The 26,409-nt window shown below is 65.5% G+C and carries 26 protein-coding genes and 1 riboswitch; of the genes, 21 read left to right on the forward strand and 5 right to left on the reverse strand.

Going from position 1 to position 26,409, the window contains the following annotated elements; all coding sequences use genetic code 11:
- Positions 1–3: 3 nt before the first annotated feature.
- The 10 genes from OIT41_RS06465 (at position 4) to OIT41_RS06510 (ending at position 10,222) form a co-directional block, all read left to right on the forward strand.
- Entirely contained in the window at positions 4–1,212 is a 1,209-nt protein-coding gene (locus OIT41_RS06465; protein WP_241707914.1) for a glycine C-acetyltransferase, read from the forward strand.
- A gap of 7 nt (positions 1,213–1,219) precedes the next feature.
- Entirely contained in the window at positions 1,220–2,620 is a 1,401-nt protein-coding gene (locus OIT41_RS06470; protein ID WP_241707913.1) for a 6-phospho-beta-glucosidase, read from the forward strand.
- A 54-nt stretch (positions 2,621–2,674) separates the two neighbouring features.
- Positions 2,675–3,145, forward strand: coding sequence for a pyridoxamine 5'-phosphate oxidase family protein (locus OIT41_RS06475; protein WP_078105809.1), 471 nt, complete (start codon positions 2,675–2,677; stop codon positions 3,143–3,145).
- 40 nt (positions 3,146–3,185) lie between these two features.
- On the forward strand, positions 3,186–4,283 hold the full coding sequence (locus OIT41_RS06480; protein ID WP_241707912.1) for an NAD(P)/FAD-dependent oxidoreductase: 1,098 nt from the start codon (positions 3,186–3,188) through the stop codon (positions 4,281–4,283).
- Between the two features lie 11 nt (positions 4,284–4,294).
- Positions 4,295–5,518: an imidazolonepropionase gene (gene hutI / locus OIT41_RS06485; RefSeq protein WP_241707911.1), complete on the forward strand. Its 1,224-nt coding sequence runs from the start codon at positions 4,295–4,297 to the stop codon at positions 5,516–5,518.
- Positions 5,519–5,712: 194 nt separating this feature from the next.
- On the forward strand, positions 5,713–6,645 hold the full coding sequence (locus OIT41_RS06490; protein WP_264637602.1) for an SIS domain-containing protein: 933 nt from the start codon (positions 5,713–5,715) through the stop codon (positions 6,643–6,645).
- 8 nt (positions 6,646–6,653) lie between these two features.
- The gene (locus tag OIT41_RS06495; protein ID WP_264637603.1) at positions 6,654–7,604 is read left to right on the forward strand and encodes an ROK family protein; all 951 of its coding nucleotides are present in this window, start codon (positions 6,654–6,656) and stop codon (positions 7,602–7,604) included.
- Positions 7,601–8,572 (forward strand): 1-phosphofructokinase family hexose kinase, encoded by a 972-nt coding sequence (locus tag OIT41_RS06500; protein ID WP_264637604.1) that lies wholly within the window; start codon positions 7,601–7,603, stop codon positions 8,570–8,572. The genes OIT41_RS06495 and OIT41_RS06500 overlap by 4 nt, the downstream gene beginning before the upstream one ends.
- Complete coding sequence (locus tag OIT41_RS06505; RefSeq protein ID WP_253190691.1) at positions 8,569–9,408, forward strand: class II fructose-bisphosphate aldolase; 840 nt, start codon at positions 8,569–8,571, stop codon at positions 9,406–9,408. Before OIT41_RS06500 ends, OIT41_RS06505 begins: the two co-directional genes overlap by 4 nt.
- Positions 9,409–9,430: 22 nt before the next feature.
- Positions 9,431–10,222, forward strand: coding sequence for a DeoR/GlpR family DNA-binding transcription regulator (locus tag OIT41_RS06510; protein ID WP_078105802.1), 792 nt, complete (start codon positions 9,431–9,433; stop codon positions 10,220–10,222).
- Between the two features lie 16 nt (positions 10,223–10,238).
- Here the strand turns inward: OIT41_RS06510 and OIT41_RS06515 are convergent, their stop codons facing one another.
- Positions 10,239–10,919: a histidine phosphatase family protein gene (locus tag OIT41_RS06515; protein WP_264637605.1), complete on the reverse strand. Its 681-nt coding sequence runs from the start codon at positions 10,917–10,919 to the stop codon at positions 10,239–10,241.
- 100 nt (positions 10,920–11,019) lie between these two features.
- Between OIT41_RS06515 and OIT41_RS06520 the strand changes: the two genes are divergently transcribed.
- Positions 11,020–11,784, forward strand: coding sequence for a CPBP family intramembrane glutamic endopeptidase (locus OIT41_RS06520; RefSeq protein ID WP_264637606.1), 765 nt, complete (start codon positions 11,020–11,022; stop codon positions 11,782–11,784).
- Positions 11,785–11,905: 121 nt separating this feature from the next.
- Here the strand turns inward: OIT41_RS06520 and OIT41_RS06525 are convergent, their stop codons facing one another.
- Positions 11,906–12,544: a VOC family protein gene (locus tag OIT41_RS06525; protein ID WP_028266517.1), complete on the reverse strand. Its 639-nt coding sequence runs from the start codon at positions 12,542–12,544 to the stop codon at positions 11,906–11,908.
- Positions 12,545–12,790: 246 nt separating this feature from the next.
- Here OIT41_RS06525 and OIT41_RS06530 point away from each other — a divergent pair, with 246 nt between their 5' ends.
- Together OIT41_RS06530 and metX are read left to right on the forward strand one after the other, a co-directional pair.
- Positions 12,791–14,107: a bifunctional o-acetylhomoserine/o-acetylserine sulfhydrylase gene (locus tag OIT41_RS06530; protein WP_241707904.1), complete on the forward strand. Its 1,317-nt coding sequence runs from the start codon at positions 12,791–12,793 to the stop codon at positions 14,105–14,107.
- A 160-nt stretch (positions 14,108–14,267) separates the two neighbouring features.
- Positions 14,268–14,383, forward strand: a riboswitch (SAM riboswitch).
- Between the two features lie 13 nt (positions 14,384–14,396).
- On the forward strand, positions 14,397–15,518 hold the full coding sequence (metX, locus tag OIT41_RS06535; protein WP_264637607.1) for a homoserine O-acetyltransferase MetX: 1,122 nt from the start codon (positions 14,397–14,399) through the stop codon (positions 15,516–15,518).
- Between the two features lie 18 nt (positions 15,519–15,536).
- On the opposite strand, the gene OIT41_RS06540 is transcribed toward metX, so the two are convergent.
- Together OIT41_RS06540 and OIT41_RS06545 are read right to left on the reverse strand one after the other, a co-directional pair.
- Positions 15,537–15,953, reverse strand: a complete 417-nt coding sequence (locus OIT41_RS06540) for a hypothetical protein (RefSeq protein ID WP_264637608.1) — start codon at positions 15,951–15,953, stop codon at positions 15,537–15,539.
- Between the two features lie 64 nt (positions 15,954–16,017).
- Positions 16,018–16,857: an SGNH/GDSL hydrolase family protein gene (locus OIT41_RS06545; RefSeq protein ID WP_241707901.1), complete on the reverse strand. Its 840-nt coding sequence runs from the start codon at positions 16,855–16,857 to the stop codon at positions 16,018–16,020.
- A 69-nt stretch (positions 16,858–16,926) separates the two neighbouring features.
- On the opposite strand from OIT41_RS06545, the gene OIT41_RS06550 reads away from it, so the two are divergent.
- Entirely contained in the window at positions 16,927–17,580 is a 654-nt protein-coding gene (locus OIT41_RS06550; protein WP_241707900.1) for an alpha/beta hydrolase, read from the forward strand.
- Positions 17,581–17,656: 76 nt separating this feature from the next.
- Here the strand turns inward: OIT41_RS06550 and OIT41_RS06555 are convergent, their stop codons facing one another.
- Positions 17,657–17,887 carry an RNA-binding S4 domain-containing protein gene (locus OIT41_RS06555; protein WP_078105795.1) on the reverse strand — a complete coding sequence of 77 codons (231 nt, stop codon included), beginning with the start codon at positions 17,885–17,887 and terminating at the stop codon, positions 17,657–17,659.
- A gap of 33 nt (positions 17,888–17,920) precedes the next feature.
- On the opposite strand from OIT41_RS06555, the gene OIT41_RS06560 reads away from it, so the two are divergent.
- The 7 genes from OIT41_RS06560 (at position 17,921) to OIT41_RS06590 (ending at position 26,401) form a co-directional block, all read left to right on the forward strand.
- Positions 17,921–18,937, forward strand: coding sequence for a DMT family transporter (locus tag OIT41_RS06560; RefSeq protein WP_241707899.1), 1,017 nt, complete (start codon positions 17,921–17,923; stop codon positions 18,935–18,937).
- A gap of 127 nt (positions 18,938–19,064) precedes the next feature.
- On the forward strand, positions 19,065–20,450 hold the full coding sequence (locus OIT41_RS06565; RefSeq protein ID WP_264637609.1) for a glycine--tRNA ligase: 1,386 nt from the start codon (positions 19,065–19,067) through the stop codon (positions 20,448–20,450).
- Positions 20,451–20,452: 2 nt separating this feature from the next.
- On the forward strand, positions 20,453–21,427 hold the full coding sequence (locus OIT41_RS06570; protein ID WP_078105792.1) for a GNAT family N-acetyltransferase: 975 nt from the start codon (positions 20,453–20,455) through the stop codon (positions 21,425–21,427).
- A 209-nt stretch (positions 21,428–21,636) separates the two neighbouring features.
- The gene (locus tag OIT41_RS06575) at positions 21,637–23,010 is read left to right on the forward strand and encodes an FAD-binding oxidoreductase (RefSeq protein ID WP_264637610.1); all 1,374 of its coding nucleotides are present in this window, start codon (positions 21,637–21,639) and stop codon (positions 23,008–23,010) included.
- A 136-nt stretch (positions 23,011–23,146) separates the two neighbouring features.
- The gene (locus tag OIT41_RS06580; protein WP_264637611.1) at positions 23,147–24,586 is read left to right on the forward strand and encodes a YibE/F family protein; all 1,440 of its coding nucleotides are present in this window, start codon (positions 23,147–23,149) and stop codon (positions 24,584–24,586) included.
- 103 nt (positions 24,587–24,689) lie between these two features.
- A complete protein-coding gene (locus tag OIT41_RS06585; protein ID WP_264637612.1) occupies positions 24,690–25,628 on the forward strand; it encodes an ABC transporter ATP-binding protein in 939 nt (312 codons plus the stop codon).
- Complete coding sequence (locus OIT41_RS06590) at positions 25,625–26,401, forward strand: ABC transporter permease (protein WP_241707893.1); 777 nt, start codon at positions 25,625–25,627, stop codon at positions 26,399–26,401. The genes OIT41_RS06585 and OIT41_RS06590 overlap by 4 nt, the downstream gene beginning before the upstream one ends.
- Positions 26,402–26,409 lie beyond the last annotated feature (8 nt).

Below are 26,409 nucleotides of genomic sequence, written 5' to 3' on the forward strand. Positions count from 1 at the left end.
ACCATGTACTCAAGCATCAAAGACCAGCTGCAGGGCGAACTTGACGAGATCCGCACCGCAGGCCTCTTCAAGACCGAACGCCACATAGACTCGCCGCAGGCCAGCCACATCTCGGCAGGCCAGCTCGGCCAGCCGGCGAACACCGTCCTGAACTTCTGCGCCAACAACTACCTTGGCCTGGCAGACCACCCGGACATCATCTCGGCCGCCAAGTCCGCGATGGACGAGCGCGGTTTCGGCATGGCCTCCGTGCGTTTCATCTGCGGCACCCAGGACCTGCACTTGGAGCTCGAAGCCCGGGTCTCACAGTTCCTGGGAACCGAAGACACCATCCTCTTCTCGAGCTGCTTCGACGCCAACGGAGGCGTTTTCGAGTCCCTGTTCGGGGCCGAGGACGCCATCATCTCTGATTCCCTGAACCATGCCTCCATCATCGACGGCATCCGGCTCAGCAAGGCCAAGCGCTTCCGCTACGCCAACCAGGACATGGCTGACCTCGAAGCCAAGCTGATCGAGGCCTCCACCGGCGATGCCCCGGCCCGGCGCAAGATCATCGTGACGGATGGCGTCTTCTCCATGGACGGCTACCTCGCGCCGCTCGAAGCCATCTGCGATCTCGCCGAAAAACACGACGCCCTGGTCATGGTGGACGATTCCCACGCCGTCGGCTTCATGGGAGCCACCGGCGCCGGAACTCCGGAACACGCGGGTGTTTCCGACAGGATCGACATCTACACCGGCACGTTCGGCAAGGCCCTTGGCGGCGCCTCGGGCGGCTACGTGTCCGGCCGCAGTGAAATCATCGCCATGCTGCGCCAGAAGGCCCGCCCCTACCTGTTCTCCAACTCGCTGGCGCCGGCCATCGTCGCCGCCACCATCAAGGCCATTGAGCTGGTCCAGGGCTCGGGCGAGCTCCGCTCCAGGCTCTTCGAGAACGCTGCCCTGTTCCGCCGTCGCATGAGCGAGGAAGGCTTCGAACTGCTCGACGGCGAACACGCCATCATTCCGGTGATGTTCGGCGACGCTGTGGCGGCCGCGAAGGTTGCCGACGAGATGCTCCACCATGGAGTGTTCGTCACGGCGTTCAGCTACCCCGTGGTACCCAAGGGAGCTGCCCGGATCCGCGTGCAGCTTTCGGCCGCGCACAGCTCCGAGGACGTCGAAGCCTGCGTCCAGGCCTTCGTGAAGAGCCGCGCGGCCGCGGGGCTCTGAGTTTCCCATGATCCTCACCATCCTGGGCGGCGGGGGATTCCGGGTACCCCTGGTCTATTCAGCACTGCTGTCGGACCATGGGCCCGGACGGGTCACCGAACTGAGACTGTTCGATACGGACCCCGCGCGCCTGGGCGTGGTGGCCAAGGTCCTCGCCGGGATGGCCGAGGGGGTGCCCGACGCTCCCTCGGTGAGGACGTTCACGGCGCTGTCGGAAGCCCTGCCGGGTACCGACTTCATCTTCTCCGCCATCCGGGTGGGCGGGCTGGAGGGGCGCGCCGCCGATGAACGGATCGCCCTCGCGCACGGTGTCATCGGGCAGGAGACCGTCGGCGCCGGAGGAATTTCCTATGCCTTGCGGACCATTCCCGTGGTCCTGGACATCGCCGAGGCAGTGAAGAAGCATGCCCCGCACGCCTGGTTCATCAACTTCACCAACCCGGCCGGGGTCATCACCGAGGTCATGACGCGGGTCCTCGGCAACAAGGTGGTGGGGATCTGCGATTCCCCCGTAGGGCTCGCCCGGCGCTGCCTGCTCGCCGCCGGAGTCCACCGTGGTGCTGCGGCTTTTCGGGATGGCTCCGTGGAGATCGACTACATCGGCCTGAACCACCTGGGTTGGCTGCGCGGGCTGGTGGTCGATGGTACGGATGTCCTGCCGCGGCTCCTCTCCGACGACGGCGCCATCGAGTCCTTCGAAGAAGGCCGGCTGTTCGGCGCTTCGTGGATCAGGGCCTTGGGTGCGGTTCCCAACGAGTATCTGCACTACTACTACTTCAAGCGCGAGGCGCTCGACGCCGACCGGCGCGCCGGAACCACCCGCGGCGCCTACTTGGCCCGGCAGCAGTCGTCCTTCTACAGCGGGTTGGCGGAAGCGAACGACGGCGGTGCGGAGCCCGCTCCGGGGGTCCCGTCGTCGAAGTCGGCCCTTAGGCTCTGGGAAAAGACCAAGCTGGATCGCGAAGAGACGTACATGCAGAGCAACAGGGACGCGGCCGGTACGTTCGAACGCGACGCCGGGGATCTGGTGTCGGGCGGTTACGAGGCCGTTGCCTTGGCGATCATGCGTGCCATCAGCCAGGGTGAATCGGCCCGGCTGATTCTGAACGTCCCCAACAACGGCACCCTCGCTGAGCTCGACGACGACGCGGTCATCGAGGCGCCCTGCCTCGTGGATGCCCGCGGAGTCCGCCTGCTCCCGGCCGATTCTCTTCCGGACTACGCGCGCGGGCTCGTCGTCAATGCCAAAGCGGTGGAACGGGCCACGATCGACGCTGCGCTCACGGGTTCCCGGAGCTCCGCCTACAAGGCGATGGCGTTGAACCCGCTCGTGGACTCGGTCAGGGTGGCAGAAGCGCTCCTGGACGACTACGTCGGCCATTTCAAGGAACTCCAGTACCTGCGCTGAACCCCTTTGCCTCAGCCCTGTCCCGAGGGGGATCGGAGGCCTAGTATCTGCAGCATGGACAAAGATGCAGCACAACGTGTAACCGAGGTGTTGGATTCGCAGCAATGCTGGAATCTCCTGAGGGGCGTGTCCGTCGGCAGGCTGGCCGTGTGGCTCGGAGACCACCCTGACATTTTTCCGATCAATTACACCGTGGACCAAGGGACGGTTGTCTTCCGGACCGGGGCGGGCACAAAGCTCGCCGCGGCCTTGGGCGAATTCCCGGTAGCCATGGAAGTCGACGGCGTCGACCCCAACACCGGCGTCGCATGGAGTGTTGTCCTCCACGGGAAGGCGGCGCCCGTCAAACAGCTGGACGACGTCATCAACTCGTTCTCGCTGCCCCTGTTTCCTTGGGAATCCGGCAAGAAGGACCATTTCGTGCGGGTTCCCGCGGATTCGATCTCCGGGCGGCGCTTCACCGTCACGGAGCCGCTCACGTGGTGGACTCCCTACAGCGGCATCAAACCCTCCGCCACGGAGTAGCCCCCTCGCATCTGGGCCTGCGCGCTGACAGGATGGGGGAATGGCTGCAAATTATGATGTGGTAATTGTCGGGGGAGGCATCGCGGGGTTGTCGCTCGCGTCAGCGCTGGCAGGCCAGTGTTCGGTGGCCCTGGTGGAAGCCGAACAGACACTGGCCTACCACACGTCCTCCCGCTCGGCCCGGCAGCTGATCCCCAGCTACGGACCCGCCGTCGTGCAGGAACTCACCGTCCGCACGCTGGAGCTGATGGCGGCCCGCGACGCAGCACTGCCGGTACCGGTGCTGGAACCGCGCTCGTTCATGTTGGTGGGCGACGAAGCCACCGTCAAGGCAGCAGCCAGCGGGCACATGCACCCCATCACGCATGCCGAAGCCCTCAAGCTGTGCCCGGCCCTGAACCCCGGGGCTTTCACTGCAGCTGGCCTGGATACAGAGTCATTCGCCTGCAACACGCCAGTGCTCTTGGAGGACCACCGGCAACGTGCCGAGGCCGGGGGAGTGGACATCATCACCGGCGCCAAGGTCCATTCGGCCCAACGCCTCGGCTCCGGCTGGCAAGTGGGCGCCGGGCTGGAAGCCTTCCAGTCGGCCGTCGTCGTCAACGCGGCAGGTGCCTGGGCAGATGAACTCGCGGTGCTCAGCGGGGTGGAGAAGCTGGGCTTGCAGCCGTTCCGGCGCACGGCGGCCATCGTCGACGTCGAGCACCCGCTTCCGCCCGGGAGCCCCATGGTGTGCGCCGCTGATGACACGTACTACTTCCGGCGCGAGGGCGGACAGGTGCTCATTTCGCCGTCGGAGACGGTGCCGAGCGGCCCTGAAGACGCGCAACCGCGGCCCGGCGACGTGGAAGAACTCGTGACCCGGTTGAATTCGATCACCTCGTTGGGCATCCGCGCAGTGGCCAAAGCCTGGACCGGGTTGCGCACGGAAGCCGCCGACGGGGTGCCGGTGGTGGGTTTCGACGCCGAGGCTCCCGGCTTCTTCTGGCTTGCGGGGCAGGGCGGCTACGGTTTCCAGACCTCGTCCGCCATCGCGGAGCTCGCAGCCGCGGAAATCCTGGACTATGCATCCGGCACTAGTCCGGCATCCCGGACACCGAGGGAGCTCGCAGCGGCCCGATGGTCCATCCGCCGTTGAACAATAGGTTCATGAGCGGGCAGACGAGCACACTAATCAGCAACATCGGCGAACTGATGACCCAGGACGCTGGGCACCGCGTCCTCAAGGACGCCGCCGTCGTGATCGAAGGTGAGCGGATTTCCTGGATCGGTCCGGCGTCGGAGGCTCCCTCGGCCGATCAGCACGTGGACGCGGAAGGCCGCGCCGTGCTCCCGGGCTGGGTTGACTCGCACTCACACCTGATCTTCGCCGGGGACCGCACCGCCGAATTCGAGGCACGGATGGCCGGCCAGAGCTACAGCGCCGGCGGCATCGCCGTCACCACCGGCGCGACGCGGGCCGCGAGCGATGGGGAACTGACCCGGCTCGCCGCCGGGCGCGTGGCCGAAGCCGTCTCCCAAGGCACCACCTACCTCGAGAGCAAGACCGGCTATGGACTGGACCTGGAGAACGAGGCCCGCAGCGCACGCATCGCGGCGGCGACCGTCGATGAAGTCACCTACCTCGGCGCGCACCTGGTCCCGGCCGGAGCCGACGCCGAGGAATACACGGACCTCGTCTGCGGTCCGATGCTCGACGCAGTCCGCCCGTACGTCCAGTGGGCCGATGTCTTCTGCGAGCGCGGCGCTTTCACCGAGGAGCAATCGCGCCGGGTCCTGACCGCGTGCCGCGACGCGGGCCTGGGCCTGCGTGTGCACGGCAACCAACTGGGTGAGGGGCCCGGCGTGCAGTTGGCCGTGGAGTTCGGTGCCGCCAGCGTCGACCACGTCAATTACCTTTCGGCCGCGGACATCGAAGCGCTCGCCGGAACCTGGGGCGGTTGGGATGCCTCCACCGGAACGGGCACGCGCGGCACGGTTGCCACCTGCCTGCCCGCTTGCGATCTTTCCACCCGCCAGCCGCTCGCCCCGGGCCGCGCCTTGATCGACGCCGGGGTGCAGATCGCCTTGGCCGCGAACTGCAATCCGGGCACCTCCTACACGAGTTCCATCGCCTTCTGCGTCACCACGGCGGTGCTGCAGATGCACCTGAGCGTCCACGAGGCCGTCCGGGCCGCGACGTATGGCGGTGCTCTCGCGCTCGGCAGGGAGTCGGGCAACGACGTCGACGGCGAACGCGCGGTGGGTTCGATCGCCGTCGGGCACCGCGCCGACCTGCACATGCTCAAGGCGCCGTCGGCCACGCACTTGGCGTACAGGCCCGGTATTCCGCTGACTTTCGCGGTGTGGCGGGCGGGTGTCCGGGCGGTGTAGCAACTCAATCCGGCACGCAAAAGCAGGGTTCCTCCAGATGGAGGGGCCCTGCTTTTTTGCGCGGCGCGCTGAAGCCCTCCGCGATCCTTGTGCGATTGAATATGATCGTTTAGTGTTTATATGGATCATAAAACGTCAAATGGTTGAGTGTTGAAGAGTGCGTCGAAGAAGCGCGGACAGGAATGGTAAGTGCGATGAGTAACAACACCCTCGGGGCCTTCATGGAAGAAGAGCTTGTTTCGCAGCCCGAGGTCTGGCAGCGGGCCATCGGGCAATGCGAACTTGAGCAAGCCAAGGCAGGGCGCCTGCTTCCCGCTGACGGTGAGCGGATCGCCGTCGTCGGTTGCGGTACTTCGTGGTTCATGGCGCAGAGCTATGCCGCTGCCCGCGAAGCCGCGGGCAAAGGCGTCACCGACGCGTTCGCAGCGTCGGAAGCCTTCCTCAATCACAACAGTGCCGGCCGCCAATACGACGCCGTCATCGCCATTACGCGCTCCGGAACCACCACGGAGGTGCTTGAACTCCTCGAGGCCTTGCGTGGGAAAGTCCGCACCATCGCGGTGATCGGGGACATGGATTCGCCCATCACCACGCTGGCCGACGTCGTGATCGGCCTTCCCTACGCGGACGAGAAGTCGGTGGTCCAGACCCGCTTCGCCACGACCGCCCTGGTGTACCTCCTCGCGAGCCTGGGCATCGAACTCGGCGAGGCAATCGAGGACGCCCGTACCGCTGTGACCGAAGCCGTTTCCCAGGAGCTGCTCGACGCCGAACAGTTCACCTTCCTCGGTACCGGCTGGACCGTTGGCCTGGCCCACGAAGCCGGCCTCAAGATGCGCGAAGCGGTGCAGGGATGGACCGAATCCTATCCGGCAATGGAATACCGGCACGGTCCCATCTCCATCGCGGCCCCTGGCCGGGTGACGTGGATCTTCGGCCCGCAGCCCGAGGGCCTGGATGCCGACATGAGCCGCACCGGCGCCCTCTACGTCCACACCGGCAAGCACCCGCTCGCCGAGCTGGCCCGGGTCCATAAGGTCACGCTGGAGCGGGCACGCGTGCGCGGCCTCAATCCCGATCTGCCGCGCAACCTGACGCGCTCTGTTGTCCTGAACGCCAGGGCTTAGGCAATCCCATGGTTCTCGGAGCCGCTGAATCCGCAGTCCTGGCCTTCGACGTGGGCGGGACGGATCTGAAGGCAGGCCTTGTGGACACGGCCGGGAATGTCCTTGGCCTGCGCCGCACCGCCACGCCGCACGATCCCTTGCGCCCGGGCGAGGCGATCCTGGACGCCGTCGAGGGCTTGGCGTCGGAATTTGCCGCCGAGTTCCCTGGCCACCCGGCGAAGGCCGCGTGCATCGTGGTTCCGGGAATCGTGGACTCCGACACCGGAGTGGGGATCTATTCGGCGAACCTGGGCTGGCGGAACTTTCCCTTCGGGGATAAAGCCGCGCAGCGCCTCGGAATGCCGGTCTCCTTCGGGCATGACGTCAGCACGGCGGCCGAAGCCGAATGCCGCTTCGGAGCCGCCAAGGACTTTCGAAACGTCGTGGTGATGGTGGTCGGCACCGGAATCGCCGCCGCCGTCATCTCCGACGGATACCCGGTGCGCGCGGGCGGCTTCGCCGGGGAACTGGGCCACGCCCTCGTTCCGGACCCCGACGGTCCCAGCCACACGATCCTTGAGGCAGTCGGCTCCGCCGGAGCGATCGCCCGGCGTTACAGCGACAAAGCCGGAACTCCGCGTGCCGGCGCCCGTGAAGTCCTCGAACGGGCCACAGCCGGCGACCCACTTGCGGCCCGGATCTGGGCCGACGCCGTGGACGCCCTCGCCTTCAGCCTCAGCCAATGCGTCAGCATCATCGGCACCGAGGCAGTGGTGGTGGGCGGCGGACTGGCCGAAGCGGGGGAAGGGCTCCTCCAGCCGCTGCGTTCGCGCCTCGACGAGCTGCTCGACTTCCAACGGCGGCCCATCATCATGCGCGCCCAGCTGGGACAGGATGCGGGTTTGCTCGGCGCCGCCATGAGGGCCCGGGCATTGCTCCCGGCTGCGAAGGCCGCTTCCGGCACGGGGGCGGGCCGATGAACGGGGCCATCAAACGGGTCATCACCGTCACGCCCAATCCGGCCATCGACCTCAGCTACCACGTCGCCGGGATCACCTCCGGAGCAAGCCATCGCGTTGCCGCACCCCTCAGCCGCGCAGGCGGAAAGGGCCTCAACGTCGCGCGAGTGGCCCACCAGCTGGGCCATCCCGTGCTGGCGCTCGCGCCCTCGGGAGGCGCGGCCGGTGCCGAATTCGCCGCCGAACTCCGCAGCAGCGGCGTGCCGCATCGCCTGATTCCAGTCGCCGCGGACACCCGGCGCAGCATCGCCCTCGTCGATACGGTGGGCGGCGAAACGTCCATCTTCAATGAAGAGGGGAGTCCCCTCCAACCATCCGAATGGCAGGCGCTCGCCGCCGCCGTTGTCGACGCCCTGCACATCGACAACCCGGACGGGCAAAGCGCGGGAGTGCTTGTCGGTTCCGGGAGCCTGCCGCCCGGTGCGCCCGCCGACTTCTACCCCGCGCTGGTGCGCCTGGCGCACGACGCCGGGATTCCCGCCGTCGTCGACACCTCCGGTCCCGGGATCGTCGCGGCAGCGCGGGCCGGGGCGGACCTCCTCAAACCCAACAACCACGAACTCCTCGAAGCAACAGGGGAAAGCAGCCTTGACGTCGCAGCACGGCGACTGATCGCCCTCGGAGCGAAGACCGTCCTGGTCAGTGCCGGCGCCGAAGGGATGCTTGCGTTCCACGATGCGGCTCCCGGAGGCTACTGGAGCGCACGGCTCCCGGAACCGCTTAGCGGCAACCCCACGGGAGCCGGCGACGCCGGAGTGGCGGCTGCCGCCGTCGCGCTCGCCGACGGGATCACCGACATCCCCACGATCCTCCGCCGGGCAACGGCCTGGTCCGCCGCCGCGGTGCTCATGCCTGCCGCCGGCGAGATCTCGCCGCTTTACGCGGACCTCGAAGACCAACTCATTCTCAGCTGGAAGGAGACCCGGTGACGCTCGTCAGTACACGGGAACTCATGGATACCGCCGCCGCCAACGGAATCGGACAAGGCGCCTTCAACGTCATCCACCTCGAAACCGCGGAAGGACTGGTTGCCGGAGCGGAGGCCGCGGGCGTCCCGCTGATCCTGCAAATCTCCGAGAACTGCGTCCGTTTCCACGGCGGGCTCGTCCCGATTGCCCGGGGGGCCATGTCCATCGCCCGCGACTCTTCGGTGCCCGTGGCCCTCCACCTGGACCACGCCGAATCCGAAGAGCTGGCGCTGCAGGCCGTCGACCTCGGGTTCGGGTCCGTCATGTACGACGGCGCGCACTTGCCTTACGACTCGAATGTCGAAGTCACGCGGAGGATCGCCGGATACGCCCAGGACCACGGAGTCTACGTCGAGGCCGAGCTCGGGAAAGTGGGAGGCAAGGACGGTGCCCATGCTCCGGGAGTCCGGACGGATCCCGCCGAGGCCCGTTCCTTCGTCGGTGCCACCGGCGTCGATGCCCTGGCCGTCGCCGTCGGGTCCTCCCACGCCATGACCCAACGGAGCGCAGCCCTGGACCTCGCGCTCATCACCCGGCTCAAACAGGCCGTCCAGCTTCCGCTCGTCCTTCACGGGTCCTCCGGCGTGGCGGATGAAACGCTGGTGGCGGCAATCCGGGCCGGTATGACTAAGATCAACGTATCCACACACTTGAACGGGTTCTTCACCCGCGCCGTCCGTGAGTACCTGGATGCCAACCCTTCCGTGGTGGACTCCCGCAAGTACATCAAGGCCGGACGGGACGCGCTGGTGTTGGAAACCGCACGTCTGCTGACGCTGTTCGCGAAAGTGAATTAGTCCCAATTCCGGAAGGTTCGTGATGACCCGCAACGATCGACTGACAGCCATCCTTGATCTCCTCGCCGAGTCAGGGCATGTCGAGGTCGACGATATCGTGACCCGCCTGGCTGTCTCGCCGGCCACGGCGCGCCGCGACCTGGACAGCCTCGCCAAGCAACGGCTCTTGAGCCGTACCCGGGGCGGAGCAACCACGGGTTCAGTGGCCTACGAACTTCCGGGGCGCTACAACCGGGATGATCACGCCGAAGCCAAGCAACAGATTGCCTTGGCAGCCTCTGAGCTCATCGTGCCCGGGGCCGTGATCGGACTCAGCGGCGGGACCACCAATACGGCCCTGGCCCAGGTGCTGTCCACCCGCGAAGACCTCAACGCCCCCTCCAACAGGCCCATGCTGACGGTGGTCACCAACGCCATCAACATTGCGGCCCAGCTTGCCGTGCGCCCCAACATCAAGATCATGGTCACCGGCGGCATCCTGAATCCGCGATCCTACGAACTCGTCGGACCTTACACCGATGTCATCATGCAGAAGGTTGCCCTGGACATCGCCTTCATCGGCGTCAACGGAGTCGATCCCAAGATCGGCCCCACCATCACCGACGAGGGAGAAGCGATGGTGAATACCGTCATGGCCCGGCGTGCCACCGACTCCTATGTTTTGGCTGACTCCACGAAGATCGGGAAGCGCGCCTTCGCGGCGATGGCCGGGTACGAATTCCGACGGCTCATTACTGACGCGGGCATCACGCCTGAGGACAAGGCGGCATTTGAAGCCAACGGCACCGAAGTGATCGTGGCCAAGGACGCCTAGCTCGGTTTACTGCCCGTCAGAAGACCATCGGGGGAGCGTTCAGCACGGTCTCGTCGGTGCTGCGCTGCACCCACTGGCTGAACGGCGTGTCGAGATCGTATTTGTCCTGGTCGTTGCGGATCAGTGTCCGTAGCTCCGCGTTGCCCGGGTTGTTGAGGGATTCGAAGTACTCCACCGACCAGTGGAACCACCGCATGCAGAAGAGCCGCATCGTGAGGCCGTGGGTCACCAGCAGGGTGTTGGGCGCGTAGTCGGGCTTTTGCCAATGCCGGTACAGGGTTTCCATGAAGGACGAAATCCGGTCGTACACATCGGAGCCCGATTCGCCCTCGCGGAACCGGTAGAAGAAGTGCCCGTAGAGGTTGCGGAGTTCCTTCTGGTCCCCGATGTCCCCGGCGATCTGGAAGTTGGCCCAGTCCTGTTCACGCAGCCGGGGCTCTTCGATCACCCGTTCGGTGAGGCTGCCCAGATTCAGCGCCTCGAGGGTCTGGTAGGCCCGGAGGTACGGTGAGACGTAAACGCACACCGGTTCGCCGTCGAGCTTCCTGCGCAAAGCCTCACCCGCGGCCCGTGCCTGCTCGATGCCAAGCTCCGTCAGCGGGATCCGGTAATCGGGCACACGGTTGTAGATGGACGTGTCGGCATTGGCGGCGGACTGGCCGTGCCGGATCATGAAGATTCGTGCGGGCGCGCTCATCCCACCAAGCATAGGCTCAGGAGCCGCCCTGGCTGCGCACGCGGACAGCGGAGACCCAGCTCCGAGGAAAACATCAGGCAAATACGGGCAAGATAGGAGCATGCTCCTAGCCTCAACGCGCCGTTTGCGCGCCGAAGTGCTGATTGTCCTTGGACTGTCCCTGGGCCAATCGGCGGTGTACTCCGTAGTGCAGCTGTTGGACAAGATGACCCAGGGACCTTTGGCCCATGCGACGTCTACCCTCAACCGTTCGCAGAGCACGCGCGAGTACTTCGATCTCACCTACCAGCTGCTGGACATCGCGTTCGCGCTGGTCCCGGTGGTGTTGGTGTTCTACTTCCTGTCCTTGCACCGCCAAACCGCCGAGAGTCCCTCGGGGTTCACCCGGCTGGGCTTCAACTTCGCCCGCCCGGGCCGCGACGCGCTGCAAGGACTTGGCCTGTTCGCACTCATCGGAATCCCGTCGCTGGGCCTCTATGCTGTTGGCCGCGCCCTCGGGATCACGACGGCGATCATCCCCAGCGGCCTGGACTCCTACTGGTGGACCGTGCCGGTGCTCGTCCTCTCCGCCGTGCGGCACGCCATCGTCGAAGAAGTGATCGTGGTGGGCTATCTCCTGGACCGGTTCGGGAAGTTCGGATGGAGCACTCCGTTGGCGATCGTGCTCAGCGCGCTCCTGCGCGGCAGCTACCACCTGTACCAAGGCTTCGGGCCGTTCATCGGCAACGCCGTCATGGGCCTCGTGTTCGGATGGATCTACACCAGGACCAAACGGGTCATGCCGCTCGTGGTGGCCCACGCGCTCCTGGACATCGTGGCCTTCGTCGGCTTCAGCGTCTTCGGCAAGGCCATTGGCCTGGGCTAGCGCGCGTTAAAAGGTTTCGGCCGCCATTGCTGGGTGACGTCATTGGCACCCGCACATGGCGGCCGAAGCTTTTCCGGGCTTCCTTGCCCGTTGATCCGTCAGATCGTGACGGGATGGTCCGTCAGATCGTGACGGCTCCGTTGGCGGTTTCGAACGTTACTGACATGATTCCCGGCGTCCCGTGCGGAGCCATCCATTGGACTGCGACGTCCTCGAGGGGCTTCTCCACGGGTTCACCAAGCCACTCGGTGACGCGCTCCGCGGAGCCGGCAATGGTGAGGCTGGACATCTTGACGTCGCTTGGGTAAACGAGCGACGGGTGAAGTGCGGGGTCGCCCTCCCAGCGGAGCAGGTAGGGAACCTGGGGATCGGCGATGAGTCCCAGGATGCCGATCTGCGACCAGACGAGTTCCCGGCCATCCGGGAACTTGCGGTTGCCCGGGACGGCGGCGCGTCCGAGCCGCTGCTCGAACGGGCTCAGGTCGTCCACAGCGACGCACCAGCCCATCCACCCACCTCCTGCGGCGGAGCGTGCACGGACAGCTTGTCCAAAAGGTGCCTTGTCGGAGGCCGGGTGGTCCAGGACCTCGACAACTTCCAGGTATTTGTGGTCAGCAAGGGGAATGATCATGTTCCGGGTACCAAAGCGCGGATGCACTCCGCCCCGGACCGCGTCCACTCCCAATGCTGCGGAAATCCGCTCGGTGGTGGCCAACAGGCCATCTCGTTCACAAGCGTAAGAGACGTGATCCATGCGCATGGCTTCATCTTGGCACTTTGTGATGGAGCTCTCAGCTAAGTCAAGCCTAACCAAGGTGGGATGTATCGAAAAGGCCGCTCAGGGTCACTTCAGGACGCACCGGGACAGAAAACTTCTGCGTTCGTCACAAAGCTTCCGGAGCCCGCAATACCCTCCCTAGACTGGCGGCAACCGCTCGCCGGCATGCTGAACCCTTCGGCCCGGCAGGCTGACGCACGGCAAGAGCCCAGACAACCAGGAGTCCGCATGTCCCAAGGATGGTCATTCGAAACGCGCCAAATCCACGCTGGCCAGGAGCCGGACGCCGCCACCGGCGCCCGCGCCCTCCCCATCTACCAGACCACCTCGTTCGTCTTTCCCAGCGCGGAAAGCGCGGCCAACCGTTTTGCACTGGCCGAACTGGCGCCCATCTACACCCGGATCGGCAACCCCACGCAGGATGCCGTGGAGCAGCGCATAGCGAGCTTGGAGGGTGGCTTGGCTGCGCTCCTGCTGAGCTCCGGCCAGGCCGCGGAAACCTTCGCCATCCTCAACGTGGCCGAGGCCGGTGACCACGTGGTCGCCAGCCCGAGCCTCTACGGCGGCACGTACAACCTGCTGGCCCATACACTGAAGAAATTCGGCATCTCGGTCACCTTCGTCGAGGATCCGGACAACCTGGACCACTGGCGGGACGCGGTGCAGCCAAACACCAAGCTGTTCTTCGCCGAAGTCGTCTCCAACCCCCGGCAGGACGTCTTGGACATCGAGGGTGTCTCCCGCATCGCGCACGAGGCGGGAGTCCCGCTCGTCGTGGACAACACCCTCGCCACGCCCTACCTGATCCGGCCCATCGAGTGGGGAGCGGACATCGTGGTGCATTCGGCCACCAAGTACCTGGGCGGGCACGGCTCCGCCATTGCCGGTGTCATCGTGGACTCCGGCAACTTCGATTTCGGCAAGGACCCTGAGCGGTTCCCCGGCTTCAACACCCCGGACCCCAGCTACAACGGCCTGGTCTATGCCCGCGACCTCGGCAAGGACGGGGCCCTCGGCGCGAACCTCTCCTACATCCTCAAAGCCCGGGTCCAGCTCCTGCGCGACCTCGGCTCGGCGGTTTCCCCGTTCAACGCTTTCCTGATCTCCCAGGGAATCGAAACCCTCAGCCTGCGGGTGGAGCGCCACGTGGACAACGCCACCAAGGTGGCGCAATGGCTCGAAGGGCGCGACGACGTCGAATCGGTGGCGTACGCGGGGCTGCCTTCCAGCCCGTGGTTCGAACGGGGCCGGAAGTACGGCCCCAGGGGCACCGGCGCCGTGGTGTCCTTCACCATCAACGGCGGGGTCGAGGCGGGCAAGCGCTTCGTGGACGCCCTGGAACTGCATTCGCACGTGGCCAACATCGGCGACGTCCGGTCCTTGGTCATCCACCCGGCGTCGACGACGCACAGCCAGCTGACGCCGGAACAGCAGGCCGTTGCGGGAGTGACCCCTGGCCTGGTGCGGCTGTCCGTCGGAATCGAGCACATCGACGACATCCTCGCGGACCTCGAGTCGGGATTCCGGGCAGCCAAGAGCGCCTAGCACGGGCCCGGAGGGCGTACGAGGCTGGCCGGCGACGCAAGATGAATCTTCGCCGGCCAGCCTTCCCAGCCACCCCTTCGTGAACAAAACGCGGCCAAGTGTCACAAAGATGTCATAATCTTCGTCAGAAGGGGTCCGGTTTTCCTAGACTCTTCCTATAGGTCATGAGTGCCAGCGACAGCCCCGGCTTGCTGGCCGGCAACCCTCCATTCGCGGTGGGGTGCCCCGGGTGAAGACCTGGCCCTTCGCTGTGTTGGCGGCGGGCAAGCGCGATGTGAGGTGTCAACGAATGACAATTGCTGCAACAGCCATACCCCTTTCCGGTACCCAGGACGGAACCCTCAAGTATGTTTCCGTGGGCGGACTCGAGCTGGAGGCCGGAGGTTCCCTCCCGGACGTCGTCCTTGCGTACGAGACGTGGGGGCGGCTCAACGCAGACGCTACCAACGCTGTCCTCGTGGAACATGCATTGACCGGCAGCACCCATGTGGCCCGTGGCGAGAGCGACGAAGACGGCTGGTGGGAGCAGCTTGTGGGTCCCGGCGCCACCATCGACACGGACCGCTACTTCGTGGTCTCCGTCAACATTGTGGGGGGCTGCTACGGCAGCACGGGGCCGTCGTCGAGCGCTCCTGACGGCAAGCCGTGGGGCTCCCGCTTCCCGCTCGTGACCCTGCGGGACAGCACGGTGGCCGAGGCCAGGCTGGCCGACGCCTTGGGGATCCACAGCTGGCACACCGTCGTGGGCGGGTCCATGGGCGGTGCCCGTGCACTGGAATGGGCCGTCGGCTATCCGGACCGCGTCAAGCGATGCGCCGTGATCTCCATCGGGGCGTACAGCACCGCCGAGCAGATCGCGTTCGCACAGGCCCAGACGCTCGCCATCCGGCAGGACGCCGACTTCAACGGCGGAGACTACTACGGACAGGCCGCCCCCGAAGCGGGTCTGGCCCTTGCCCGGCGGATTGCCCACATCACCTATCGCTCGGCAGACGAGCTGGACTTCCGCTTCGGCCGGAACGCCCAGGGCGGCGAGGCACCCCTCCAGGCTGCCGCGTTGGGGGACCGGGGCCGCTACCAAGTGGAGAGCTACCTGGACCACCAGGGGAGCAAGCTGGTCCAGCGCTTCGACGCCAATAGCTACATCGCCATTACCGAAGCGCTCATGAGCCACGACATCACGCGCGGCCGGGGCTCGTTGGAGGACGCGTTGTCCGTGGCCACGGCGACGTTCTTCGTGGCCTCGGTGGACTCGGACCGGCTCTATTTCCCGGAGCAATCCCGCGAGCTTGCCAAGGCCTTGCCCGGAGAGGTCCCGGTTCATGTCATCGAGGCGCCGATCGGGCACGACGGTTTCCTCACCGAGATCGGCCAGCTCGGCCCCCAACTGCGCGAGGCATTCTTCGGCTAGCGCGCCTCTTCGGCTGAATCAGCCGTTCATGATCTCCTGGCGGAGCTTCATGTAATCCTCCATGGCGATTTTCCCGTCGCTGTACTCCTGGTCCAGCTCGGCCAGTTTCCGTGCACGGTAGCCTTGGGGCGCGCTGTTCGGCTGGGGAGCGCCGCTCGCTTGCGGAGTAGCCGACGACGGCGGAACGGCCTGCCGCGCGGGCGTCGCCATCGGGGGTTGCGGCTCATCCGGGATGACCACCGGGGGTTGCTCCGGGTATCCGACGGGGTTGTGCTGCGGAGGATAGGGCTGCCCAGGGTAATTCTGCGGAGGATAGGGCTGCCCGGGGTAATTCTGCGGAGGGAAGATCCTGCGCTGGCGCGACCGGTTGTACATGCGGATCCCCATGGGAATCAGCCAAGAGCAGACGATGATCCAGAAGATCAAATTGTTCACGGCGGAGGCCTCCCTGTCTTTCACCAGCTTAGCCCCGCTCCCTGTGACTAACCTCGCGGTTCGTTCAGCTCCCGGGCAGGAAGGTGTCAGCAGGACCGAAGACGGGTCCCGGCGTCGGGCGTTTCGGCAGGATCCCGTCACCGGAGGAGCGGTGCCTGATCCGGCGGATGACCCACGGGACAAAATATTCGCGTGCCCAGACCAGGTCGCCAGACCTGGCTTGGCGCCAACTGCGCTGGGGGAGCGGCTTGGGGTAGAGCGGTTCAAGGTTGTGCGGCACATTCAGTGAGTCGAGGACCATCGCGGCGATGGTGTGATGGCCGAGCGGCGAGAAATGGAGGCGGTCTTCGTCCCACATCTGGGAGTTGGAAAGCTGCCTCAAGGACCACATGTCAGCCACCACGGCATCGTGGCGGGCGGCCACGGTGCGGAGGTTTTCGTTGTAGATGGCCACCTTGCCGCGGATCCGGCCGAGGACCGATGACGCGGTGTCCGGACCGTTGAAGAGAACCACCGTGGCGCCGTCGGAACTCAGGGTCTGCACTGCGGCATCGAGTTTTTCGGCCAGGGCGTCGGGATCGCCGCCGGGACGGATGAGGTCGTTGCCGCCTGCGGAGATGCTCACGAGATCCGGCTTGAGGTCCATGCACGGGCCAAGTTGTTCGTCGAGGATTTGCTGCAGCAAGCGCCCGCGGATGGCGAGGTTGGCGTAGGCGAAGTCGCGGTGTCCCCGGCTCAGTTCCTCGGCGACGCGGTCGGCCCAGCCGCGATGTGCTCCGGGGTTGTTGGGCTCGGGGTCGCCGATGCCTTCGGTAAAGGAATCACCTAGCGCCACGTAGCGGGTCCACGGATGAATCCGCTCGTCCGACTTTGCCACCGTGGAATCAGTGTCACTCACGTCCATATCCTGCCTCTTGCTGCGTCGCTACGCGCCCGTAGCTTGTTACTCATCGGTAACTGCAAGAATAGTCCCATGAGTCAAGCTTCCGCCTTTCCTGCCCCGGTCGTTTTGTGGTCCCACGAAGAGGAAGAGCGGGCTGGAAAGCCGTTGCTGGTCCTTCTGCACGGTTACGGATCCAACGAGCAGGACCTCTTCAGCCTGGCCGGCCTGTTGCCCCGGGACTTCGTCGTGGCCTCGCTCCGCGCGCCGATCGCCACAGGTCCGGGCTTCACGTGGTTCCCCCTCACGGCGTCCATCGACTACTCCCTCGACGCCGTCAAGGACGCCGCGGAGTATGTGTTTTCCTGGCTGGATTCGTTGAAGTCCAACCACAGTTCAGTGACGCTCCTCGGGTTTTCCATGGGCATGGCCATGGCCACCTCGCTGCTCCGGCACCGCCCGGCGGACTTTGCCGCCGTCGTCGGGCTTTCAGGGTTCGCCGTCGACGCCGGTGAGGACCCCGCGTTCCGTGACGCCGAGCTGGACGGATCCGTGCCGCTCTTCTGGGGACGCGACCAGCAGGACCCTGTCATCACCCCGGACAAGATCGAATACACCATGGATTGGGCCCGAAAGCACACGGACCTTACCAAGGTGCTCTACACGGGCATGTGGCACGGCATCAACCAGCAGGAAATCGGGCACGTTGGCGAATTCCTGGAGCACAAGGTCCTCGCGTCCGTCTGACTCCATCTGACAACAACGCGGGGTCACTTGCGGCCCATGACGAGGCGCGCAATGGGCCGTAAGTGACCCCGCGTTGCTAGGACTCTGTGGTGATCCGCACCGTCTGACCGTTGACGGTCACGGTATCGCCCACATGGAGTTGGCGGCCGCGCCGATCATCGATCTCGCCGTTGACTTTGACCAGGCCGTTCTTGATGAGTTCCGTGGCTTCCACGCCATCCTCCACGAGGTTGGCGAGCTTCAGGAGCTGGCCGAGCCGGATCATGTCGTCGCGGATGGGGATTTCTTCGATTTCCGGGTTGCTCATACAAGCAATGATGCCTGAAGTAGGGTGGTGAAAATGCCGCAGTCGTCCCGCACCTTGCCTGGAAGTCCCTCCCGTACGCCCCTGCCCTTGCTCACCGGGCTGCTCCTTGCCGTGGCAACCGGACTCGTGATTCCGCTCCAGGGCCGGATCAACGGCGCCTTGGGGGCAAAGCTCGACGACGGTATCGCGGCCGCCGTCGTGAGCTTCACCACCGGGCTGGTACTGATCGCCGCGATCGGACTCGTGCTGCCGAAAGGCCGCGCGGCCCTTCGAAGGATCCTGCCGGCCCTCACGGAGCGGAGCTTTCCACGGTTCTACGTCCTGGCCGGTGGCATTGGCGCGCTGTTCGTTTTCGCCCAATCGTTCACGGTCGGCCTGCTTGGCGTGGCCTTGTTCACGGTCGCTGCAGTGACGGGCCAGACCCTGAGCGGACTACTCGTGGACCGGCTCGGCATCGGGCCCGGCGGCAAACGCTCGATCACCGGAGTCCGAATCCTCGGCAGCGTCCTGACGATCGCCGCCGTCGTCTGGGCCGTGTCGCCGCGCCTCGGGGCGGCCAGCGACGTCGGGTCCTTGCTGCTCCCCATCCTGTTGCCGGTCGTGGCGGGCTGCCTCATGAGTTTCCAGCAGGCCATGAACGGGACTGCGACCGTGCACTACGGCAGTCCGATCGCTGCAACGCTCGTCAATTTCGTGGCCGGAACGGTGATTCTCTGGATTGCCTGGCTCATCAAAGTGTTGCTCCTTGGTCCCGGCCACGCCCTGCCTTCTGAATGGTGGTACTACCTGGGCGGGCCGATGGGGTGCGTCTTCATTGGCCTGGCTGCTTTGTTGGTCCGGAGCCTCGGTGTCCTGGTCACCGGGCTCGGGATGATCGCCGGGCAGCTGCTGGGATCGCTGGCGCTTGACCTGGTCCTGCCGGCTCCCGGAACAGTAGTGGCGTACCCCACGATCCTCGGCACCCTGCTGACGCTGTTCGCCATCATCGTGGCCACGTTGCCCTGGCCGAAGGGCGCGATCTCGTCCCGCCGTCCCTCGAAGAGCCTTTAGGGCCGGTCCCGGAAGCAGGACCGCGGCCAAAGGCCGGTAGGCTAGGACACGCAGCTTCCTGCACAGCAATACCTTCGCGCACAACCACGGACCGCACCCAGCGGCCCTGTAAAACATTGGAGTACCCATGGCAGCAAAATCCGTCCTCGACCAGGTCATTTCCCTCTCCAAGCGGAGGGGCTTCGTGTTCCAGGCCGGTGAAATCTATGGTGGCTCCCGGTCCGCATGGGACTACGGCCCCCTCGGTGCCGAGCTCAAGGAAAACATCAAACGCCAATGGTGGCAGAGCGTTGTCCGCGGCCGCGAAGACGTAGTAGGCCTCGATTCCTCCGTGATCCTGCCCCGCCAGGTGTGGGAAGCGTCCGGCCACGTCGAGGTGTTCTCCGACCCGCTCGTCGAGTGCCTTTCCTGCCACAAGCGCTACCGCGCCGACCACCTCGAGGAAGAGTACGCGGAAAAGAAGGGCCGTCCCGCCGAAAACGGCCTCAAGGACATCGCCTGCGCCAACTGCGGCACCCGCGGCCAATGGACCGAACCGCAAGAGTTCTCCGGCCTGCTCAAGACCTTCCTGGGCCCCGTGGCCAGCGAAGAAGGCCTGCACTACCTGCGCCCGGAAACCGCGCAGGGCATCTTCGTCAACTTCAGCAACGTGCTGACCACGTCCCGCAAGAAGCCGCCTTTCGGCATCGGCCAGATCGGCAAGTCGTTCCGCAACGAGATCACGCCGGGCAACTTCATCTTCCGCACCCGCGAGTTCGAACAGATGGAAATGGAATTCTTCGTCGAACCGGGCACGGACGAAGAATGGCACCAGTACTGGATGAAGGAACGCATGTCCTGGTACACGGACTTGGGTATCCGGCCGGAGAACCTGCGCTTCTTCGAGCACCCGCAGGACAAGCTCAGCCACTACTCCAAAGGCACCACGGACATCGAGTACCGCTTCGGTTTCCAAGGCTCCGAGTGGGGCGAGCTCGAGGGCATCGCCAACCGCACCGACTTTGACCTCTCCACCCACTCGAAGGCGTCCGGCCAGGACCTCAGCTACTTCAACCAGGCCACCAACGAGCGCTACACGCCGTACGTCATTGAACCGGCCGCCGGCCTGACACGTTCCTTCATGGCCTTCCTTGTGGACGCCTACACGGAAGACGAGGCACCCAACGCCAAGGGCGGCGTCGACGTCCGCACCGTCCTGAAGCTCGATCCGCGCCTGGCACCGGTCAAGGCAGCTGTGCTGCCCCTGAGCCGCAACGAGGACCTGTCCCCGAAGGCGAAGGACCTGGGCGCCCAGCTGCGCAAGAACTGGAACATCGACTTCGACGACGCCGGCGCCATCGGCCGCCGCTACCGTCGCCAGGACGAGATCGGTACCCCGTTCTGCATCACCGTGGACTTCGACACCCTTGACGACCAGGCCGTGACCATCCGCGAGCGCGACACCATGAGCCAGGAACGTGTTTCCCTGGACAAGGTGGAGGGCTACCTGGCCGCACGGCTGATCGGCGCCTAAGCGTGTCCATCGAATACCGCGAATGGCGTGAGGGCGACGACCTCGCGCTCCTGGAGATGTGGGGTGGGCCCGAGACCCTGCCGGCCCAGCAATTCCGTGCAGCCCTGGCGCCGTCGAGCAACAGTGGTCAAGGCCAGCCTTGGCGCCGGTGCATCGTGGCGGAAGACGTCGTCGACGGCATCGGCATCCCGGTGGCCGCGGGCGTGGTCCATGAGGCGTCCCTGCACCCGGAACGCCTCTGGGCCTACATCGAGGTCGCCAAGGACCACCGCCGGAGCGGGATAGGGGCCACGCTCCTGACCATGCTGCGGCGCGAAGCCGAGCAGTCGCCGTCGGGCGTTTCCACGCTGCGCAGCAAAGTGGAGCCAGGCACGGCCGGTGCCGCCTTCGCCGAGTGGGCAGGGCTGGCGCCCATCCAGCGCTCCCGGCTCGTGGTGGTTGATCCCGAACCGCTCAGGCTTCCGGTGTTTGGTGACGGCTCCGAAGAAGCCGCTTCCGAGCAGGTGGAAGACCTCGCCACGGGATCCGTGGAACTGAGCGACGTCGTAGGCCGGTACTACACCGCCGTGCACCACTGGGACAACCCCGGCGAGCTCGGCATCCCCACCGTGCAGCGTCTGTTCCTCGACGACCTGACTGGGGCACACGGGGCGGTTGTGCTTCGCGCGCCGAAGGCGAGTGCCTTTGGCTCGGGCGTCCCGGCCACCCGCAAGGGCAAGCTGCAGGCCTTCGCGATCAGCTATGCACAGGGCAGCTCGGACGAGCCCTCGGAAGTGTTCCTCGGGCACGATCCGCTCCTGCAGGACGACGAAGCGCGCGCCGCAATCCGTGACCTGCTGGCGCTCATTGCCTACCAGCACCCCGTGCTCCTCGAAGTGGACGACTCCATGACGGCCGTGTGCGCCGTCGTCGATCCCTTGCTGGAATTGGGCAAGGCGAAGCTCCGCGGTGCGGACACCCTGGTGGTCAGCGAATAGCGCCCTTCCCCTCGCCCCGCCCAACTGGCTCGCAGTTGTTGTCGTTATGGGCACTCATAACGACAACAACTGCGAGCCAGTTGGGTGAACCCTTGACGAGTCCGCGGCGTGGGTGTAGGCATAACGACGTAAGCCCCGGCCGTTGGTCTGGTGGGGTGGCGGCGGGTGGAACGGATCCGGTCTCATGAAGAGAATCGGCGGTAACACCCATGAATGGAACAGCCCTCGACGGACTGCGCAAACAGCTCCGCGGGCAACTCATCACCCCAAGTGATCCTGACTATGATTCCGCCCGGGCCGTTTACAACGGGATGATCGACAAACGTCCGGCAGGGGTCGTCCGCGTGGCCCAGGTGGCGGACGTCATTGCGAGCGTGAACTTCGCCCGCGACAACTCCCTGCCCTTGGCCATTCGCGGCGGCGGCCACAGCGCGCCCGGCTTCGGGACCTGGGACGATGCCCTTGTCATCGATTTCGTCAACCGAACCGGAATCCGCGTTGACCCCGAAGCCGGTACGGCCCGTGCCGAGGCGGGGACAACCTGGGCTGACTTCAACCACGCCACCCATGCCTTCGGGCTGGCAACCACCGGCGGGATTGTGGGATCCACCGGCATCGCCGGCCTGACCTTGGGCGGTGGCATCGGCTATCTCGCCCGCAAGCACGGCCTTTCCTGTGACAACCTGATCTCCGCTGACGTGGTGACTGCGGACGGCAAATTCCTGACCGCCAGCGAAACCCGGAACGAGGACCTCTTCTGGGCGTTGCGGGGCGGCGGAGGCAATTTCGGTGTGGTGACGTCGTTGGAATACAAGCTGCATCCTGTGGACATGGTCCACGCGGCCATCATCATCTACGGCATGGAGCAGGCCGACACCGTCGCGAAGTTCTACCGCGACTACATGGACACCGCCCCTGAGGAATTCGGAGCGTTCGTAGGCTTCCACCAGGGCCCTCCCGTCCCGTTCCTTCCCGAGGAATGGCACGGGAAGCCAGTCTGCGTGGTCATCGGCATGTGGACGGGTGATCCTGCCGAAGGAACAGCCTGCTGGCAGCCTTTCCTGGACGTTGCCCCCGTGGCGGGTTCGCTGGTTGGACCCATGCCGTACCCGGTACTCAACTCGGCATTCGATCCGCTCCTTCCGAAAGGGATGCAGGCCTACTGGAAAGCGGACTTCCTCTCCGAACTCAACGACGGTGCCATCGCGGCCCATCTTGAGTACGGCAGCAAAGTTCCCAGCGTGCAGACGTCCGTCCACGTCTATCCGATCGACGGCGCGGTGCAGCGCGTGGGGCAGACAGACACTGCGTTCGTCAACCGCGGCGTCAAATTCTCTCCCGTGATCGCCTGCATGTGGAACGATCCCGCAGACAACGAGGCGAACATCGACTGGGTGCGCAGTTATGCCGCGGCATTGCGCCCGCACTCTTCGCCGGGAGGCTACATCGGCTTCATGGACGGTGACGACCAAGGCCGGATCAGTGAGAACTACGGGGTCAATTACGGGCGGCTGCAAACCATCAAGGGCAAGTACGATCCCGGAAACCTCTTCCACGTGAACCAAAACATCAAACCCGCCTGACCCCGGGTGCGGACCCGGCTCAACTGACTCGCATTAGTTGTCGTTTTGAGCCCTCAAAACGGCCACAAATGCGAGTCAGTTGGGCGGGACACCGGGCTGCCCCACGTAGGCTTGTGGGCATGAGGTTTTGCAGCTAATGGGTCACGGCCATTCACACGGACACACCGAGAATTTCGAGCCAAGCCCGACGGCGCTCGCGGCACGCAAACGGGCCAACTGGCTCCTCGTGGCCGTGTTGGCTCCGATTGCCGTGCTCACGATCGTTGCCATGCTGCTCATGTGGCCGTCCGGGAGCAAGGAGGGCATCACCTTCGCGAGCCCGTACGCCGCTGCTCCCGGGGTGACGTTCGATACCGGCAAGATTCAATCCGTCACCCAAGAGAGCTGCACGCAGGGGACCCAGGCTCCGGTAGCGAACGGGGCGAACGGCACAAACCAAAGCAGCGGAGCACAGCCGCAGGGGTCCCAGTGCACCTTCGCGTCGACGCAGCCGGATAACGGCGGCAGCCCCGTGAAAGTGGTCATCAACCCGGATGTCGCCAAGTCCCACGGCGTCAAAGCCGGGGACAGCATCCGCTACCTGAACCTCTCCCGGGTGCAGGGCGCAGCGGCAGGCAACGGCTCGCCGTCGTACGTTTTCCTTGACTTCGTGCGGACCGTTCCGATGGCCCTCCTTGCGATCCTGTACGCCGTGGTGGTCATCGCGGTTGCGCGCTGGCGCGGTTTCAGGGCGCTCCTCGGACTGGCCGGGGCCTACGTGGTGATGGTCAGCTTCATGCTTCCGGGATTGGTGGAAGGCAAACCGCCGCTGCTCGTGGCTTTGGTCGGCTCCACGGCCATCATGATGGGAGTGATCTATTTCGCCCACGGATTCTCGGCCAAGACCTCCACCGCGTTGCTCGGCACGATCTTCGGCCTCGGCATCACGGCGCTGCTGGCGGCCTGGGCCACGGATGCAGCCAACCTGACCGGGATCGCCACGAGCGAGGGCGCCACGCTCGTCAACATGTCGGACAAGATCTCGCTCTCCGGGATCATCCTGTGCGGGTTGATCATTTCCGGGCTTGGAGTCCTCAACGATGTGACGATCACCCAGTCCGCGGCCGTGTGGGAACTCTACGAGCTGGCGCCGGAGACCGGGGCGCGCAAGCTGTTCACCTCGGCCATGAGGATCGGCCGGGACCACATCGCCTCCACGGTCTACACCATCGCCTTCGCCTACGCCGGTGCCGCGCTGCCCATCCTGATCATCGTCATGCTGTACGACCGCCCGCTGGTGGATGCCCTCACCAGTGCCGAGTTGTCCGAGGAAGTCATCCGCACGCTGGTGGGCTCCATCGGCCTCGTGCTGGCCATCCCGGTGACCACCTTGATCGCCGTCCTGGTGGTCAAGGCGACCGGTCCGAAGCGGTTCGGGGCCGCCGGCGCGGCGGTTTCGGAAGCAGCCCACGACGACGGCGACGTCCGGGAGCTTGAAGCCGCCGGGCCCGCCGACGCCTTCGAATCCTTCGACACCGGCGAGCTCGCCGCCGTTGTCATGACCAGGCGGGCACGCAGGGAAGCCGAGCGTCGCTAGCCCCCGATGACATTTGTCATCCCGCATTGGTGACACACGCCCCGGCGCCGGACGCGGATCCCGGCTTTGATGGGTAGTGGAGTAAACCAAGCCAAGGAGAGTCATGACAACAGCGAGTGTGCCGGCAGTCCACGCCGCCGGACTGCACAAGAGCTTCGGGAAGGTCCACGCCGTACGCGGCCTCGACCTCACCGTGCAGCCGGGGGACGTGGTGGCGTTCCTCGGTCCCAACGGGGCGGGCAAGACCACCACGATCGACATGATCCTCGGATTGAGCGCCCCGGACCAGGGAAGCGTTTCAATCTTCGGCCACACTCCGCGGGGAGCGATCGCCCGCGGCCAGGTGGCAGCGGTGATGCAGACCGGCGGCCTGCTGCGGGACATCACTGTGCGCGAGACCGTACAGCTCAACGCCGCCATGTTCGATTCCGCCCGCCCCGTGGACGAAGTCCTGGCGCGGGCGGGCATCCTGGAGATTGCCGACCGCAAGGTCGAAAAGTGCTCCGGCGGCCAGCAGCAGCGGCTGCGCTTCGCCATGGCCCTCGTCTCCGATCCCGGATTGCTCATCCTGGACGAGCCCACCACCGGCATGGATGTCGCGGGACGACGAGACTTCTGGAACGCCATCAGGACCGACGCCCAGCGCGGACGGACCGTCATCTTCGCCACGCATTACCTCGAAGAAGCCGACGCCTACGCGGACAGGATCGTCCTGGTCCGGCAAGGCAGCATCGTTGCCGACGGCACCGCCGCCCAGATCAAGAACCTTGCCTCGGGCCGCACCGTCAAGGCTTCGCTTCCGGCAACCGAACGCGGACTGCTGGCCGGCTTGCCGCCCGTCGAAAGCATGGATTACGACGGCGGCCGCCTCACCGTCCGCACGGGTGACTCGGACGCCGTCGTGCGGTACTTGCTCAACAACACGGGCGCCCACGACGTCGAAGTGGCGGCCAACAACCTCGAGGAGGCTTTCGTCGCCCTCACCGGAGACGATGCCGTTCCGGAGTCCACGAGCATCACTTTTGAAGGAGACCTCGTATGAGCACGGCAGCAGTCGTCCAGGAACGGAAACCGTCCGCCGGCGGGGTCAACCGCACGTTCCTGTGGATCGAGATCAAGCGGATGCTCCGGAACCGCCGGACCATCATCTTCACGGTGTTCATGCCGGCCGTTTTCTTCTTCATTTTCGGCTTGTCCAACAAGGACAAGCTCCTGCCCAACGGGCACAGCTACGGCCAGTACATCCTTATCAGCCTCACGGTCTACGCCGCGATGACCGCCGCTACCGGCGCCGGCAGCCAGGTGGCAGTGGAACGTGCCCAAGGCTGGAGCCGCCAGCTTCGCCTCACGCCCCTCCTGCCCGGTGCGTATATCGCGGTGAAAGCCATGGCCGCGCTGACGCTGTCCCTCGTTGCCGTCGTGGCCCAGTTCGTCATCGGCGCCCTGGCAGGTGTCACCATGGATGCCCGGACCTGGCTGACGGCAGGGTTGGTAGCCTGGCTGGGCTCCCTGGTGTTCGCGGCCCTCGGCTTGTTCGTCGGATACCTCATGCCGAGCCAGAACGTCATGCAGATCCTCGGCCCGGCCCTTGCCATCCTTGCCATGCTCGGTGGGCTGTTCATGCCGATCGAAATCATGGGGGAGACCTTCGGGAACATCGCCAAGTTCACGCCCGCCTACGGGATCGGGCAATTGGCCCGGAGCCCCATCACCGGCGAGTTCGACTGGGCGTGGATCCTCAACGTGCTCATCTGGCTCGCGATCTTCGTGGCCGGGGCCGCCATGGCATTCCGCCGCGACACGAAACGTGTCTGAACAGGCCG

The organism is Arthrobacter sp. YA7-1 (genome assembly GCF_025960325.1).
GTDB classification, from domain to species: Bacteria; Actinomycetota; Actinomycetes; order Actinomycetales; family Micrococcaceae; genus Arthrobacter; species Arthrobacter bambusae_A.